We start from the raw sequence: 15,807 nt of genomic DNA on the forward strand, positions 1-15,807 counted from the left end.
TATTCAAACGAAACTAAACAACCAATCACCGATAAACTATCGGCAATTGGCTGTATAAAGGTGTTTTGATCCCTGTCTCAAAAACGGGGGTCAGTCCCATCCCGCCTGTGCTTTTCTTATATTAAAAATCGAAGTTATCTGGGTCTGGACCCGTGCGCTCATCTTCATTGAGCTGATCAATGACACTCATTTCATGGGCGGACAACTCGAAATCAAATACGTTTGTGTTTTCGATGATTCGGCTCTTCGTCACAGATTTCGGAATGGTGATAATGCCATGCTGCAAGTCCCAGCGAAGAATGACTTGCGCCACTGACTTCTCATGCTTTTTCGCAATATCTTGAAGCACCGGATGGTTAAGAAGTTTCCCGCTGCCTAATGGCGACCATGCTTCTACATGAATGCCTTTTGCCTTGCAGTAGTCACGTAAAGGCTCTTGCGTCAGCTTCGGATGCAGTTCAATTTGATTGACCATTGGCACCACTTCTGCCTCTTCTAATAAATCTTCTAAATGGTGCTGATGGAAGTTACACACGCCAATGGCTTTCACACGGCCATCCTTATAAAGCTTTTCTAGCGCCTTCCACGTTTCTTTATATTTGCCTTCAACCGGCCAATGGATTAAATAAAGATCCAATACATCCAGACCTAGTTTGTTCATACTCGTTTCAAAGGCTTCAAGCGTTGACTCATATCCTTGATCACTATTCCACACTTTTGTCGTAATGAACAGATCATCGCGAGAGATGCCTGATTGCTGAATGGCTTTGCCAACACCTTCTTCATTTTGATAGGCCGCTGCTGTATCTATACTGCGATAGCCAGCTTCAAGTGCGTCTTTGACTGCATTTACAGCCTCATCCCCATCTTTTACTTGCCATACACCAAAGCCAAGCTTCGGCATTTTCACTCCGTTTGCTAATGTGACTGTATCTGTTAATCCACTCATCAAACAAACCTCCGCTTCATTTTTGCTTACCATGCACTATACCCGAATGTGCGAAAGATCATGCATGAAGATAAACCATTCATAGACTGAATGATCTCAGATAGTTGACAAAGGGCTAAAATGAACTTGATTTTAGCCCTTTGTCTTCTTTTCAGCGTGATAGAAAACCTTTGCAGTCTAGGAAGGACGAGCACTGGAGCGGAGCGAATTTGTCATTCGTGAGCACCAGCGCGCAGGACTGACAAAGAATGCGAGGGTTTGTCTACACGCTGAAACCATTCATAGACTGAATGATCTTATTTGATGTATTGTCCTATATCGACTTGATTTGCATCAACGATTTGGTATTCACTGATTCGATTTTTTGTTTTAGAACCATCATATGTCTCTAAAAAGCTTTGGTCATAAAAAGTCAGACCATACATTTGCTTTTCGTTCTCGTACACTCTGATCCAATAAGATTCTTTTGTTTCTTTTTTAGATCCAGTTAACTTCTTTAATTGAATACCCGAAAATTTCTTCAGCAGCTTTTGAATATCCTCTTTCTTATCCACCACAACGCGCTCATCATCATGCTCAATTTGAATGGAAGTCACTTTATCTTTATCAATCGAGACCACATCATCAAAAGCATATGTTTTGGCATTGATCATAAAATAAAGACCTATTCCGATGAAAATAACGACTACTAAACCAATGATCCACTTCTTCAACCTAACTCCTCCTTCAATTCACGCCATCCCTATACAAACAGCGAGGTCCAATCATCCTCCTCAGAGAATACTTGAATCCCATGCTGTTTCAGCAAGGCAGACGTCACACCGTCCCCAGCCTTTGTCTTCCCGTTAAACTCTCCCCGATAGATCATCCGGCTTCCGCAAGAAGGACTGTACTCTTTTAACACGACGGATGTTGCGCCAAGAGTCTGAACCTGCTTAAGCGTGTCTTGTGCACCTTTTACATACATCTCTGTCACATCTGTTCCATGAACATCAACTACAGAAGCCTGCCCCCGTAAGACATCATGACCATCTCCACCAATAATTTCTGCGGGTGTCCTTGGTGTAGAGAAACCGCCAAGCAGCTCAGGGCAAACTGTTACCGCCTTTCCTTCCTGCACAAGCTCCTCGATACGTTGATCTAATCGATGGCTGCCATTATAACGGACCTTTAATCCCGCAAGACAAGCACTGACAACGATCATGTATGTTCCTCATTTCTTTGTATTGAACGTTTTTTGCTGACTTTAAAATAAATCCATAAAGGCAAACAGAGTATCGTGTACATCAGAAAGGGCAGAGCACAATACAAAACAGCCGCCCAAATGGACCCTTCAACTCCTGTCATCCCAAAAAAATAAACAAATAATAGCAAGCTGACAAACAATCCGACGAACGGCATGATAAAAACATACTTTTTAAAATTTTCCATCATCTCTTTCACCAACACGGCACCCTCCCTCAATCATCATCACGAATAACGTCAATATATGTTAATTTTACCATAAAAAAACCGAAAGCATCTAGTTTATAGAAAGCTTTCGGCCCGTTATTTATATCTTTTCCTTCCAAGCCTTTAAGAAGCGCTCAATAACCTGTAGTTCGTCTTCATTAAATTCATGGAGGAATTCTAAATAGGAGGAGACTGCCTGTTCATGAAGCTCATCATGCAGTGCCGCAAGCTGTGTGCCTTCCTCTGTGAGTGAATAATAGACGGATTTCTTGTCACCTTGCCGGTGGCAATAGTCGACCATGCCTTTTTCGATGAGCTTTTTCACAGCCTTTGTAATGGCTGGTTTTGATAGTTTTAGTTGTTGTGAAAGAAATGTATTATTGGATTCATTAGGGTTTGCTTGAATCATAGATAAAATATGAAGCTGTGTAAGTGTCCAATCTTGCTTGAGTGTATCAGTCGTGGTAATCAGTGGATCTGTTGGATCGTTCCGTTTCTTTTCCCTATGCATAATCAAATCTTGAATCGCTTTTAAGACAATCTGCTCGTTTGTTTCCATCTGAACCTCCACTCTTAACTGGTTAATAAAATGGTACTAATAATCAATAAAGGAGTCAAAAGAAATGTGGGGATGAGGAAAAGAATGGGTCATCAGACCTGATAAATAAGAGAACTTTTTTACTAGATTACAAGAGACCGCACAATTTCCTTTTCTTTGCTATTATTTATGATAGGTAACCCTCAATCAAAAAAAGAAGGTGAGAGAATGAAAACAGAGCAGCAAATGGCCATTCGCCAGTTAGAAGAAAAAATAAATTTGTTTTCTTCTGTTGTAAACGGATCGTTCCTATCAACGGAAGATTTCGTTCTATCAAACACGCATATATCAACTGACACGTTCAATTTGTTATTACCCATTTCAGCGCACATACAAGATCAACAAAAAGTGGAAGCTGCCATCGAACAAATGCAGCAACAGCAGCTAGCATTCAGCACATGGATTACTCAAAGCCTGCTCCACCCCGATTGGTCGAATATCATGCAGAAATATGGGCTTCAAGAAGTGGAACGCAATACCATCATGATGCTTGAACATACAAACGACATCGATCAAAGGACCTCTCACTCGCTTACGATCAAGGAAGTGACTGACGATCAAACCTTTCTTGATTATCAACATTTATTTATCGAACTTTTCGAAGGATCACCTGAGGCAATCGCTTTAAACAGCTATTTCCAGCGCTTTTCGATTGAACGATTACACCCGAGTACCCGCATGTTCGTTGGATATGAACACAACAAACCGGTCACAACGGGCTTATTGATTGAAACAGCAGACAGCTACGGTATTTATGATGTCATCACAAAGGCAGAACACCGCGGAAGAGGACTTGGCAGTGACATGTTTCATTACCTTCTGACCCAGACAGATAACAAACAAAAGTGTGTGATGTTACAAGCCTCAAATGACGGCAAACATATCTATCAGCGTGCCGGATTTCAACCAATTGGAGAAATGGTAGTTTTTGAATAGACGATGACATTTTTCCTGACGTATCAAGGGCAAAGAAAGGCATCCTGTCTCTTCTTTGCCTCTAACATCTCATCACAAAAATGAATGTACATTCATTCACTCCTTTGGTACATTTAAAAAAAGGAGCTGAAGAACAAATGGTTCGACCAGGCGATCAATTTCAAACAAGCAAAACCTATACGCATGAAGATGTGATTCAATTTGGCGAGATGACAGGTGATCTTGGCAAACATCATACCGAGCTAGATGATCAAGGCAGGCTCATGGTACACGGTTTTCTCACAGCAAGTCTAGCCACGAAGCTTGGCGGTCAGTTTCATTTTATCGGTCAAGAGATGACATGTACCTTCATACGCCCTGTTTATACAGGTGACACGATTACCTGTCAGATGGCCGTCACCAAGGTAGAACCCCTTGAAAAATACCATCGTGTCCACCTTTTTTCTCGTTATATCAATCAGCATGGAGAAGAAGTCATTACTGGTAAAAGCGAAGGTGTGGTTTTCAAAAAATAAAAAGCTGCCTATGATGAGGCAGCTAACTAACACGAAAACGTTCTTATTCTCTTCTATTCAGCGTGATGCTGACGATCCATATAAAGCGGCGGTCTCTTTAATGAAATCACTGCACAGCTAAAGGCAATCAGCACAAAAATAGCGCCGAATTTAGCCAAGTCAACGGATGAACCAGTCATTGTAAACATGACACCGCCCACTGCTGATCCAATAGAAATCCCAATTTGCAAAGCGGATGTATTCAAACTCTGCTGAATATCAGACGTCACAGGGTCTGTTTGAATCAAATAGCTCTGCAAAGCAGGTGTCAGTGCCCAGCTAAGAGCACCCCATAGGACAACCATCACCATAAAGAGCATAAACACTCCCGCTGTATAAGGAAGGATAAACATCACAATGGCAAACGCGATTGTCACCAGCAAAATGGCTTTCCCTGATCCTAGTTTGTCACTAAGCCAGCCGCCAAACCCATTCCCGCCAATCGACGCAAGCCCGAAGACCAAATAACAAATACTAATCCAAAACGGAGTCATATGCAGAACTTCCATCAGAAATGGCGTGAAATAAGAATACAGCATATAATGACCAGCAAGCATGAACAAACTAATCAAATGCGCACTGAAAATTTTCGGATGCCCTAAAGAACGAATTTGTTCTTTAAGCGGTGTGACTTTTTCAACAGGCATTTTCTCCAATAGAAAATAAATGAGTACCATGGATATCGCTGACAGAATACTGATTCCTAAAAACATCACTCTCCAGCCAAAGCTCTCTGTAATAAAAATACCGATCGGTACACCGAGAACAAGTGATGAGCTAATCCCAATAAAAATCAGACCTAATGCTTTCGCTCGATGCGCCGGTTCCACCAGCTTGGCCGTAATCGTCAATGATAGCACCACAACAAGCGCTGTACTCATGGCAATCAGGACCCTAGAGATCATGACAAGGGCAAAGGTGGAACTAAAATATGTGAATACATTGCCTAATGTAAAGACCAATAATGCGATTAAATAAAGACGCTTTCGTTCGATTTTGGCTGTGACGGTCAGTAGCACCGGTGCTGAAATAGCATACACAATCGCAAATACCGTGATCAGCTGCCCAGCTGTCGCAAGAGACACATTGAGATCCTCTGCTAAACTTGGCAAAATGCCCCCAACCACAAGCTCAACTAATCCAACCGCAAAAGTAGAAACAGCTAATAAATAAACTCTCCAGTTCATGTCTAACATCCCTTCTCTATATCATGGCTTTCACTTTTGATACAGGGTGCAGACAAACAAAAAAACCCTGATTACAAAAAAGGAAAGCGCGCTTTTGTAATCAGGATTTATCGGATCCTGGTAGAAACCCTCAAACCATATTATTGAGGTTATACAAGTCTATTTTTTTCTTCAAATATATTAGCATAGCCTTCCATAACGTGCAAGCTGCAAAAACAGAAAATGTTTGCCAATGGCTCTTCGACATAAACGACCTCAGAAAGGCATGAAATGAACTTGCGGACCAACTTGCTTTCTCCCCCATTTACAGGTAAACTGATGAAAAATCAACGAACAAGAATCAACGTAGATCTGGAATAGTAGCTTGAATCGATCTTTAACAGAGAGGGAACGGTGCTGAGAAGTTCCTACTGACATCTTCAAGTGAACCTGCCGATTTAGTTCTGTTTCATACAGCGGTTCATACCGTTATCATGATCGAGTGTAAAGCTGTGCTTTAAATTAGGGTGGTACCACCAGGAATGGTCCCTAACTTAAAGCACAGCTTTTTTGTTTTTTTAAAAGGAGGAAAAAGACCATGTCAAAGAAACAATTTGTTGAGAAAATTACAAGCATGGAAGACGACTTTGCCCAGTGGTATACAGATGTTGTCACAAAGGCGCGTCTCGTCGATTATTCAAGCGTTAGAGGCAGTATGATTATTCAGCCATACGGTTTTAAAATTTGGGAGAATATTCGCGACGAACTTGATCGTCAAATCAAAGAAACGGGTCACGAGAATGTCTATATGCCGCTCTTTATCCCAGAAAGCCTTCTCCAGCAGGAAAAAGATCATATCGAAGGCTTTGCTCCTGAAGTGGCGTGGGTGACACATGGCGGTGATTCGGAATTACAAGAAAGACTCTGCGTCAGACCAACCTCTGAAGTGCTGTTCGCTGAGCATTATAAAAACATCATTCATTCCTATCGTGATTTACCAAAGCTATATAACCAATGGGCCAATGTCGTCCGCTGGGAAAAGACAACACGTCCATTCCTTAGAACCCTTGAATTCCTCTGGCAGGAAGGGCACACTTGTCACGAGACAGAGCAAGAAGCGATTGAGGAAACAGAAAAAATGCTCCATGTCTATGCGTCTATTTGTGAAGAGCTTCTAGCGATCCCTGTCATTAAAGGAAGAAAAACAGAGAAAGAAAAATTCGCTGGCGCTCGCTTCACCTATACGGTTGAAAGCTTGATGCATGACGGAAAAGCCCTGCAAACCGCCACTTCTCACTTCTTCGGCAACGGATTTGCCAAGGCGTTTGGCATTGAATTTTTAAATCGAGAAGGAAAATTAGAGCATGTCCAGCAAACATCATGGGGCTTCACCACAAGAATCATTGGCGCTATGATCATGGTGCATGGCGATGACAGAGGACTTGTCCTGCCGCCAAACATTGCGCCAACCCAAGTACGTGTTGTGCCAATTGCTTCCCATAAAGAAGGTGTCCTCGATCATGCCTATGAATTAAAGGATCGACTCGCCCGCATCGCACGCGCTGACATCGATGCAAGTGATAAACAGCCTGGCTGGAAATTCAACGAATGCGAAATGCAGGGCATCCCATTACGCATAGAAGTAGGACCAAAGGATATGGAAAAAGGCCAGGTCATGCTCGCAAGACGAGACACTGGTGAAAAGCAAGCCGTCACGTTAGATGCACTTGAACAAACCATCACGTCCACGCTTGAAGACATTCAGCAGACGATGTACGAAAAAGCAAAAGAACGATTACATGAAAAAACATCAAACGCCCACACAATCGAAGACATCGAGCAGCTTCTTGCCGAAGAAAACAGGTTGATCAAAGCCATGTGGTGCGGTGATGAAGACTGCGAAAACGACATCAAAGAGAGAACAGGAGCGACATCACGCTGTATCCCGTTTGAACAAGAATCCGTTTCTGACACATGTGTCTGCTGCGGGAAACCAGCTTCTGATATGGTGTTCTGGGCAAAAGCCTACTAATCATATTTCAAATTGTCGACAAAGGGCTAAAATGAACTTTATTTTAGCCCTTTGTCTTCTTTTCAGCGTGACGGAAAGCCTTCGGACTCTAAGAAGGACGAGCACTTGCGCGGAGCAAAATTAAAAATCATGAGCGCCAGCATGCAGAGCTGACAAAGAATGCGAGGATTTGTCTGTACGCTGAAGCATCTTATACGATGCTTCTTTTTTGTTAAAAAGAGCCAAATATCCATTGACCTCATTCACACAATCCCCTATAATTCATATTAATATAATCGGTTTTAAAGACTTTAACTGGAGTGGTGATCTATGAAGCGCTGGCTCTCAATATTTAACGAACGTTGTCCAAAATGTAAAACAGCATTAGATGTCTCGAAGTCCAATGCCTTGCAAGGCAAAGTCGTGAAAACATGCCCCAATCTTCATTATCAAAAAGAGTACCACCCTGCACTTGAAACGTATATCGAGCACGATGACATAAAATAAAAAAGACCAACACATGGAAAAGAGCCCTTGCTCTCAGTTGTTGGTCTTTTTCTTATAATAAATCCACCCAGATTTTGATCGCTGTGGCTGTAATCATCACGGCAAGCGCCCACTGCAAATAAACGGCATTGATTTTCTGTCCAATTTTCGCCCCAATCGGCGCAGCAATCAAACTGGCCGCCATTAAGACAAGCGCAGGCATGAACATGACTTGACCAGTCAGCACTTTCCCAGCAGATGCGCCGATTGCAGAGAGAAACGTAATCGCCAGAGACGAGGCAATCGTCATCCGCACAGGGATTTTGAGAATCGATAGCATCACCGGCACTAAAATAAAGGCACCGCCTGCACCTAATACACCCGATACACTACCAATCACAAAGGCAATACCAACCGCCAGTCCTTTATGAAAAGTCACCTCTCCATCCGCTTCTGCCTGCTGACCTTTTTTCGGAACAAGCATTAAAATGACAGCGACAATGGCAAGCAGACCATAGACTACATTGATGCCTTTCTCTGGAAGGAAATGTGATAAATAGCTGCCTAATAAACTCCCTGCCAATATACTGCTCCCCATATATAAAATCAATGGTCGATGTAAAAATCCGCTTTTTCGATACGCCAGCACACCGCCGAGTGTCGAAAATAGTACTTGAATGGCACCAATCCCTGAAACCTCGTGTGCCGATAATGCCATCACTCCGACAAGAGGCGGGATATAAAGCAGCATGGGATAGTTGATTACCGATCCTCCTATTCCGACCATTCCTGATAAGAAGGAACCAATAAATCCGATGATAAATAAAGTAATGAAAAATGCAAAATCCACGCTGGTCTCCTCCTTTGCAAAAGGAAAAGGGGCTCCCTCAAAGATACCCCTCTCCTCTTTAGGACCCTTTTCTCACCCAGAACTTCAGCACCTGTCCTTCATCCGTCTGCGTGATCAATTCATGTCCGCTTGACTTAGCCCATGCAGCCAAATCAGCTTTAGCTCCTTTATCTGTTGCATGTATTTCTAATACTTGACCTTCAGCCAAGTCATTCATTTTTTTCTTCGTCCGAATAATTGGCATCGGACATGCAAGCCCGGTTACGTCTAAAATGTGATCTGATGTCATCTGATCATCCCTCGCTTCTTTATTTTATTGAACATTATCGAATCGCACAACGGTTTGGACCAATTTCCATGTCTCGCTGTGCTTCCTCGTCTGGATGCAGCTTCCCCATATTGGTAGACCGAATGTCTTGATAAGCGTTTGGCTGTGCAGGGAGATCCTGCGTGACCATTTGTCTAAATACGTCTTCATCTTCAATGTTCAGCCCGTGATTTTCTTCAAACAAAGCGCCTAGCTCCTTCCAAACGCTCCCGTCTTCATTCAGCTCATCCACGATCATAAAATGTGCAGGCATCACAATCAATTTTGCCGAAAGCGACGTATATCGTGTATAAAGGGTTTCCCTCAAATCACCTACCCAGTCCTCCGCCATACCGGCTAGATCAGGTCGTCCGATCGAATCAATGAACAAAATATCACCTGAAAGGAGGTAACGGCCGTCTACGATAAAAGAGGTTGAACCAATCGTATGGCCCGGTGAATAAAGGGCATGAATATCAATCTCCGTCGCTCCAATCGTCACACGCTGATCTTCTTCAAGGTGATTGTAATCAAATGTCACCTCTTCGGCGTCTTTTGGCGGTAGCCAATAGATAGCACCAGTCTGTTCAGACAGCTTTTTCCCGCCAGATATATGGTCCGCATGAAGGTGCGTATCAAACACATGCGTCACCGTGACTTGATGTTTTTTAGCAAATTGCGTATAGACCTCCGTCATTCTAGCCGCATCAATAATCGCAGCTTCCCCATTCGACATGATCATATAGGACAAGCACCCCTTGCCCATTCGCACAAATTGGTACAACTCTCCACCACCAGTTAAATCACCGATCTTCACTGGCTCTAAATGCTCACTCCATGCCTTCATGCCGCCTTGCAAATAATGGACCGTTCTGCCTGCCTCTGACAGCATCTCTGCCACCATAATAGAGGAGCCTTCTTTCGCACAAACGACCAGTACATCTAGGTCATCCGGTATGTTCTCCACCATATCCTCTACGCCATCAAGAAGCTCAAAGTAAGGCACATTTAAATATTCAACGGCTTTCCCTTCAATTTTCCAGTCCTGCACATCTGATTCGTTTCGTACATCCAACAAAAAGATCGGCTCTTTGTTGATGATCTTTTTTGTTAACTGCTCTGCTGTCATTGCTTTTACAGTCATTGGTTCATTCAGCTCCTATTTTTCAATCTCTCCTGTCCAGCTGTTCATGCCTGGCACTACATTGATCAATTGATGAAATCCTTTTTCTTTTAACTTTTGTGCGGCTAATTCACTTCTTCTGCCTGAATGACAGATGAGGTAAATGAGCGTCTCTCGGTTCAATTCTTCAGCACGTTGTTCCACCTCACCGAGAGGGATGTGAACAGCTCCTGGAATATGACCCGCTTCGTATTCATCCGGCTCTCGTACATCTAAAATAAACAATGACTGATCTTCTTTTACCTTCTGTTGAAACATGTTCAACGACATTTCCGAAATCATTGACTGCTCCTCCCCCTGTTTCGCTCCGCCTTTACGAATCAAATGATGAAGCACCTGTCCTTCTACTTTTGTTCCTAAAAATTCATGACCGGCGCTTTTTGACCAAGCTGCTAAATCCGCTGTAGACCCTTTATCGGTTGCTTGCACTTCAAGCACATCTCCTGGCAAGAGCTCATTCATTTGTTTTTTCGTTTTGACAATGGGCATTGGGCATGCCAATCCTTTTGCATCTAGAATTGCTGTTGGTTGCTGCATTGTTTTTCCTCCTTTTATAGGGGTGGGGGTATACTCCAAAACCTATTGATACCTATAATCGCCAAGCATTCATGCCACCCTTGATATTTGTAATATGGGTAAATCCCTGTTTTTTCAACAATTTAGCGGCCTGCATACTTCTCATCCCGCTTTGGCAGATCACATACACTTCTTTGTCTTTCTCTAGCTCATGTGCTCGTTTCTTTAACTGTGGTAAGGGGATATTTTGAAACCCTTTTATATGGTTTGTTTGAAACTCTAAAGATGATCGCACGTCTATCAGCTGTTGATGCTGACTAGGCAATTTAGGTTTCAGATGAGCTGCATCCATTTGTTTCACACCCCGTACGGGAAGAAAACGGCTCACAAGCAAAGCGATCACAATGATGAGCAAAAGCATTTGAATCATGTATGGACACCCCCTAGATAAATAAGTTCACATTCCCGATTTCTGCCTCTGCTAAATACGCTGCCACACCGGCATATTGAATGTCTGCTAGTAATTCATTCTCCTGCAGCCCTAAAAGATCCATCGTCATCGTACATGCCACGAGGTTGATCTGTTGTTCCTTCGCCATATCAATGAGCTGCGGCAGGGTCATGGCATTGTGTTTGTTGATCACATGCTTGATCATCTTTGGTCCCATTCCTGCAAAATTCATCTTTGACAGCCCCATTCGATCAGCGCCACGCGGCATCATTTTGCCAAACATTTTTTCTAAAAATCCCTTCTTCAGTGGCACCATCTCTTCCTGACGCAAGGCATTCAGCCCCCAAAAAGTATGAAAAATAGTCACCTCGTGATCATAAGCTGCTGCGCCATTTGCAATAATGTAAGCGGCCATCGCTTTATCATAATCTCCACTAAATAAAACAATTGTTGTTCGTTTTTTCTGTTCCTCCATCATGATCCTCCTTATCCCAATTACCCGCGGGGGTATATAGAAAACAAAAAATATATACATATACCGGTAAGGGTATATTATAACAAGTAAAAAAATTCGTCAACCTCCAAAGGCTGAGGAATTTCTTACCGGCTTTTCACCAAAAGCTCAACCGCTTCTTTGACAAGCCCCTCTGTATCCTTGCCTTGCTCAAGACTTTCACGAACACATTGCTCAAGATTTGTACTCACAATCACACCCATTGCCCGATCAATGGCATTGCGTGATGCAGACAGCTGCGTCACCACCTCGCGGCAATCCTTTCCCTGCTCCATCATGGCAAGAACCCCTTTAATCTGCCCTTCAATCCGGCGAAGACGATTCTTCATCTGCTGATTATACTCCACGTTTAACACTCCTTTCTCTTTTCCCTATGATCAGATAGTATACCCTGATAGGTATTTAGTCAAACATGATGAATCAGTATAAAAGAGCTGCTGAGAGCAAATGTCACAGCAGCCCGTTCTCTTTAAGCACTCGCTTCCTCTCTAGAGCGCTTATTTCCTTTGTAAATAAAATAAAGAGCGATCAGCATAAAGAACAATGCCAATATGCGTTTGTGATCAAGTGAAATCACCAAGCTATGGAACCAGCCAAAATGATCAATGACCATTCCAATGACAAGCTGCCCAGCAATCCCCGCAATATTCGCAGCAATGACACCGATTTTCGGAACAGCGATCACTGTCAGAATTAAATAAGCCGTTCCAAGAAAAGCCGCACTCAACTGCCACTTCGGCGCATGCAAGAGATTCAACAGATGGCCGCTCCCAAAGAATAAAATCAGAATGGTCAAAAACATCGTACCCGTTAAAAAGGTCAAAAAGGTCGTTTCAATCGTACCCGCTCTCCTGCTAAACGTACCGTTTATGGAAGATTGCGCACTTAACGTAATGCCTCCGATTAAAGTAAATATAATTAACAATAATGCCATATCGAGTTTCCTCCTAATGAATAAGAATAAGGGCAATGATCATCGAAATGACCGCAAATACCTTCTCTTTGTTTACTCTTGTTCTCTGACTCCCAAGCCAGCCAAAATGCTCAATCACCATACTCATCAACAGCTGACCAATAATGACAGCGACCATCGTTACCCCCACACCAACGAATGGAACACTCACCACAATAGACGTTAAATACACAACCCCCATCGCTCCGCCAAGCAGTGACCATTTTGGTGCCTTCAACGTATAGGAAAGGTCACCTTTGCCAAAAAAGAGCCACAATAGCCCCATAATAATTGAACCGACAAAAAAGTTATAAAAACTCGTTTCTAACTGTCCGATCGACTTCCCAAGCTCCGCATAGATGGCTCCTTCAAAACTAAGTGCCGCACCCGCTAATAGTGCAAGCACATAAAAAATTAAACGCATCATTAAATCTCCTTTGATTCATATATTTATATATCTAGATAAACAGATATATAGAATAGAAAAAAACAGAAATCACACATCCTTTAGATCTCTGTTTTCATATATTGTCCGATCTGTTGGATAAATTCTTCATTTCGTCTATAGTATGTCCATTGTCCATGCCGTACCGATTCAAGCAGACCAGCCTTTTGCATCAAATGTAAGTAGCTAGAGACCGTTGATTGAGAAATTTGCGCCTTTTCTTGAATATCCCCAACACAAACGCCCCCCTTATAACTAACCTCCTTCGGTAAATGAGCGCCTTGCTTAGGAAAATGCTTCTCAGGTTCCTTAAGCCACTTTAAAATATTCAACCTTGTTTCATTCGATAATGCCTTAAACACATCAATAGGTTCCATGGCAGACATTGTATATCTAGAAATACCGATATGTCAAGCCATTGCATATTCACCTCTAAATTGGTAAAAAGGAAATAATCAACGCTATAAGGAATATTTCAAGGAAAGAGGGCAACCCATGACTTTACAGCATTATATTGGATCAAACAAAGAACTGCCACTTGGTACCATTGGTCAAAATCCTACCTATAAACCATTCTCTGAACTCAATATCAGCATGTTTGATAAAAAACAAAAAAAGCATAAAACCTATCAAAAAGAAGATCTTTTGATAGAAGTATTTGAAACAGAAGAGGATTTCGAAGGCATTCACATTGATTATCTAGATCCCGTCAATGAAGCGGTGAGAAACAAATTCACGCACCCTTTTGTTTATGAATTAGACATCATTCATTCTCTTCGTGCACTTTTTAAATTCATTGAAAAAGAGCTGTCAAAAGGAGAAACCATCGAAATCTATTCTTGTCTAAATGAACTCGAAATGAAAGAAAAGGACGATCAATTGGATGTAGAAATTGACCTAAGCAAAAAACGGTTTGGAAAACATATCGATTTTAAAGGGATCGATGAACTGATTGATATGTTTGAATTAGAAAACTTACAATATGTACTAGTGAAGAGGTAGAGGAGAATTGACAAGTTACATCAAAATGCTGTGTTATTAGAGATTGTAGAAGCGTAACCTTGGTTAAGCAAAGATCAATTGAAGTTATGAATAGAAAAGCGAATATAAATGTAACACGGAGGTAGTTGAAGGAACCAAAATCCCCTCAATTACCTCTCTTCAGATCATCATAAACTTTTTCAAAAATGTCTATTGGTATTGAATACTTCGTAGTCTTATCATTACGGTAATTAACCACTATATCAATATGATGTTGCTTTTTTTTCAAATTCAATAATTGAGTTCTCCCATCTATCTCTAACGGAAATGACACAATTACCGTTTTTCTTTTCCTTTTTCTGATAAACATAATCCATTTTATCTCTGTCCGTTCTCATTATTTTGTATTAGATAAGCGAATAGACGGCATCGATACCCAAAGAAGCTAAATGTCATAATTAAGTTTTAAGAAGTAAAAAATAATTTCTATCATAAATACCTAATTTATTTACTTTCTGAACATGGAAAGATACCTCATCTCTCCAAACAATAGCTAGCCTTCAATTAAACGTTTTAACTTAAGCTCAGTTTCAGTATCCTCAACTGGAGTATAGACGCTGCATCTTAAATCAGTATCCCCATACACTTGTAATGAAGTGAGATTAAACAACATTTTACCTGCCTTAGCATGACGAAATTCAATTAATACTTCAGGTGCATAGCTGATCTCATTTTCATTCCATATTTTACGAAACTCAGGATATGCCTGCTCCATTTCTTCTATAAATTGCTCATACCAGTCATCCGCCACATACTGTCCATAATACGTTCTAAATATGGCGATATATCCTCTTACAAAATGCTCCCAATTCACGGCTAAACTTTTAAATTCCTTTCTTGCGAATAGTAAGCGGATGATATTCCTTTCTGCCGGGATGATTTGTTCAAAGTCCAAAAATACATTAGCTGCTGCTTGATTCCACCCAACTATCTGACTTCTTCTATCAGATATAATCGTTGGACAATAACGAAGTTCCTGCAGAATTTTCACTAAAGCCGGACTGATTTCCTTCTCATTCTCAATGATATAGGATTGTTTCACACCTTCCTCTAACGCTAAAGCGTACAAATATCTCCTTTCATCGTTATTTAATTGTAATGCACTAGAAATCGCATCTAATACCGAAGTAGATACTTTTATATCTCTGCCTTGCTCTAACCATGTATACCAAGTAAGACTCACACCGGCTAGTTGAGCCACTTCTTCTCTTCTGAGTCCTGGTGTTCTTCGGCGGGTTCCTACAGGTAAACCAACCATTTGAGGCGTGATTTTTGAACGTTGGTTTTTTAGAAATTCTGATAATGCTTGAAGTCTTGTTTCAGGTTTCATTAAGGTCTCCTTTTAAAATATTATTCATTATACTAGGATAAACAACAACTTGTAATAGGATAACAC

At 41.6% G+C, this 15,807-nt stretch carries 21 protein-coding genes, 1 pseudogene, 1 riboswitch and 1 other annotated feature; of the genes and pseudogenes, 5 read left to right on the forward strand and 17 right to left on the reverse strand.

The genetic code is table 11. The features are described 5' to 3' along the window. Window positions 1–121: 121 nt before the first annotated feature. From ASG46_RS05695 to ASG46_RS05715, 4 genes are all read right to left on the reverse strand, one after another. Window positions 122–949: an aldo/keto reductase gene (locus tag ASG46_RS05695; RefSeq protein ID WP_008343867.1), complete on the reverse strand. Its 828-nt coding sequence runs from the start codon at window positions 947–949 to the stop codon at window positions 122–124. Between the two features lie 296 nt (window positions 950–1,245). Further along, on the reverse strand, window positions 1,246–1,662 hold the full coding sequence (locus tag ASG46_RS05700) for a DUF5301 domain-containing protein (protein WP_056703602.1): 417 nt from the start codon (window positions 1,660–1,662) through the stop codon (window positions 1,246–1,248). A 29-nt stretch (window positions 1,663–1,691) separates the two neighbouring features. Further along, the gene (locus tag ASG46_RS05705; RefSeq protein WP_056703605.1) at window positions 1,692–2,153 is read right to left on the reverse strand and encodes a DUF523 domain-containing protein; all 462 of its coding nucleotides are present in this window, start codon (window positions 2,151–2,153) and stop codon (window positions 1,692–1,694) included. A 348-nt stretch (window positions 2,154–2,501) separates the two neighbouring features. Beyond that, on the reverse strand, window positions 2,502–2,960 hold the full coding sequence (locus tag ASG46_RS05715; protein ID WP_024719151.1) for a MarR family transcriptional regulator: 459 nt from the start codon (window positions 2,958–2,960) through the stop codon (window positions 2,502–2,504). Window positions 2,961–3,167: 207 nt separating this feature from the next. Here ASG46_RS05715 and ASG46_RS05720 point away from each other — a divergent pair, with 207 nt between their 5' ends. Then, on the forward strand, window positions 3,168–3,935 hold the full coding sequence (locus ASG46_RS05720) for a GNAT family N-acetyltransferase (RefSeq protein WP_045034652.1): 768 nt from the start codon (window positions 3,168–3,170) through the stop codon (window positions 3,933–3,935). A 137-nt stretch (window positions 3,936–4,072) separates the two neighbouring features. Beyond that, window positions 4,073–4,450, forward strand: a complete 378-nt coding sequence (locus ASG46_RS05725) for a hotdog domain-containing protein (protein WP_008343876.1) — start codon at window positions 4,073–4,075, stop codon at window positions 4,448–4,450. Between the two features lie 53 nt (window positions 4,451–4,503). Here ASG46_RS05725 and ASG46_RS05730 read toward each other — a convergent pair whose 3' ends face one another. Continuing rightward, window positions 4,504–5,676: an MFS transporter gene (locus tag ASG46_RS05730; protein ID WP_025206662.1), complete on the reverse strand. Its 1,173-nt coding sequence runs from the start codon at window positions 5,674–5,676 to the stop codon at window positions 4,504–4,506. A 77-nt stretch (window positions 5,677–5,753) separates the two neighbouring features. Further along, window positions 5,754–5,853: riboswitch (purine riboswitch) on the reverse strand. Window positions 5,854–6,013: 160 nt separating this feature from the next. Further along, window positions 6,014–6,209, forward strand: a binding site (T-box leader). A 44-nt stretch (window positions 6,210–6,253) separates the two neighbouring features. Here ASG46_RS05730 and proS point away from each other — a divergent pair. Then, window positions 6,254–7,687: a proline--tRNA ligase gene (proS, locus tag ASG46_RS05735; RefSeq protein WP_017358725.1), complete on the forward strand. Its 1,434-nt coding sequence runs from the start codon at window positions 6,254–6,256 to the stop codon at window positions 7,685–7,687. Window positions 7,688–7,996: 309 nt separating this feature from the next. Next, entirely contained in the window at window positions 7,997–8,173 is a 177-nt protein-coding gene (locus ASG46_RS21080; RefSeq protein WP_164071373.1) for a hypothetical protein, read from the forward strand. Window positions 8,174–8,225: 52 nt separating this feature from the next. On the opposite strand, the gene ASG46_RS05740 is transcribed toward ASG46_RS21080, so the two are convergent. The 10 genes from ASG46_RS05740 to ASG46_RS05785 all read right to left on the reverse strand — a co-directional run bounded on the left by ASG46_RS05740 (window position 8,226) and on the right by ASG46_RS05785 (window position 13,747). Next, window positions 8,226–9,002, reverse strand: a complete 777-nt coding sequence (locus tag ASG46_RS05740; protein WP_056703609.1) for a sulfite exporter TauE/SafE family protein — start codon at window positions 9,000–9,002, stop codon at window positions 8,226–8,228. A 58-nt stretch (window positions 9,003–9,060) separates the two neighbouring features. After that, window positions 9,061–9,291 (reverse strand): sulfurtransferase TusA family protein, encoded by a 231-nt coding sequence (locus ASG46_RS05745; RefSeq protein WP_045034655.1) that lies wholly within the window; start codon window positions 9,289–9,291, stop codon window positions 9,061–9,063. Window positions 9,292–9,325: 34 nt separating this feature from the next. Continuing rightward, window positions 9,326–10,453 (reverse strand): MBL fold metallo-hydrolase, encoded by a 1,128-nt coding sequence (locus ASG46_RS05750; RefSeq protein WP_056703612.1) that lies wholly within the window; start codon window positions 10,451–10,453, stop codon window positions 9,326–9,328. Between the two features lie 15 nt (window positions 10,454–10,468). Then, window positions 10,469–11,029 carry a sulfurtransferase TusA family protein gene (locus ASG46_RS05755; protein ID WP_056703615.1) on the reverse strand — a complete coding sequence of 187 codons (561 nt, stop codon included), beginning with the start codon at window positions 11,027–11,029 and terminating at the stop codon, window positions 10,469–10,471. 52 nt (window positions 11,030–11,081) lie between these two features. Next, window positions 11,082–11,438 carry a rhodanese-like domain-containing protein gene (locus ASG46_RS05760; RefSeq protein ID WP_056703618.1) on the reverse strand — a complete coding sequence of 119 codons (357 nt, stop codon included), beginning with the start codon at window positions 11,436–11,438 and terminating at the stop codon, window positions 11,082–11,084. Window positions 11,439–11,451: 13 nt separating this feature from the next. Beyond that, window positions 11,452–11,934 carry a DsrE/DsrF/DrsH-like family protein gene (locus ASG46_RS05765; RefSeq protein WP_056703619.1) on the reverse strand — a complete coding sequence of 161 codons (483 nt, stop codon included), beginning with the start codon at window positions 11,932–11,934 and terminating at the stop codon, window positions 11,452–11,454. A 125-nt stretch (window positions 11,935–12,059) separates the two neighbouring features. Continuing rightward, a complete protein-coding gene (locus ASG46_RS05770) occupies window positions 12,060–12,320 on the reverse strand; it encodes a metal-sensitive transcriptional regulator (protein ID WP_003217059.1) in 261 nt (86 codons plus the stop codon). Window positions 12,321–12,442: 122 nt separating this feature from the next. Continuing rightward, window positions 12,443–12,907: a DMT family transporter gene (locus tag ASG46_RS05775; RefSeq protein ID WP_056703621.1), complete on the reverse strand. Its 465-nt coding sequence runs from the start codon at window positions 12,905–12,907 to the stop codon at window positions 12,443–12,445. Window positions 12,908–12,920: 13 nt separating this feature from the next. After that, window positions 12,921–13,349: a DMT family transporter gene (locus tag ASG46_RS05780; protein ID WP_008343887.1), complete on the reverse strand. Its 429-nt coding sequence runs from the start codon at window positions 13,347–13,349 to the stop codon at window positions 12,921–12,923. Between the two features lie 83 nt (window positions 13,350–13,432). Further along, on the reverse strand, window positions 13,433–13,747 hold the full coding sequence (locus ASG46_RS05785) for an ArsR/SmtB family transcription factor (RefSeq protein ID WP_008343888.1): 315 nt from the start codon (window positions 13,745–13,747) through the stop codon (window positions 13,433–13,435). A gap of 118 nt (window positions 13,748–13,865) precedes the next feature. Here ASG46_RS05785 and ASG46_RS05790 point away from each other — a divergent pair, with 118 nt between their 5' ends. Beyond that, window positions 13,866–14,372, forward strand: coding sequence for a hypothetical protein (locus ASG46_RS05790; protein WP_056703624.1), 507 nt, complete (start codon window positions 13,866–13,868; stop codon window positions 14,370–14,372). A gap of 145 nt (window positions 14,373–14,517) precedes the next feature. On the opposite strand, the pseudogene ASG46_RS21270 reads toward ASG46_RS05790, so the two are convergent. Together ASG46_RS21270 and ASG46_RS05800 are read right to left on the reverse strand one after the other, a co-directional pair. After that, window positions 14,518–14,728 (reverse strand): annotated as a pseudogene (locus tag ASG46_RS21270) (hypothetical protein). A gap of 176 nt (window positions 14,729–14,904) precedes the next feature. Beyond that, complete coding sequence (locus ASG46_RS05800) at window positions 14,905–15,741, reverse strand: helix-turn-helix transcriptional regulator (protein ID WP_025206654.1); 837 nt, start codon at window positions 15,739–15,741, stop codon at window positions 14,905–14,907. Between the last annotated feature and the right edge of the window lie 66 nt (window positions 15,742–15,807).

Origin of the sequence: Bacillus sp. Leaf49, assembly GCF_001426125.1 — a bacterium.
Classification (GTDB): domain Bacteria; phylum Bacillota; class Bacilli; order Bacillales; family Bacillaceae; genus Bacillus; species Bacillus altitudinis.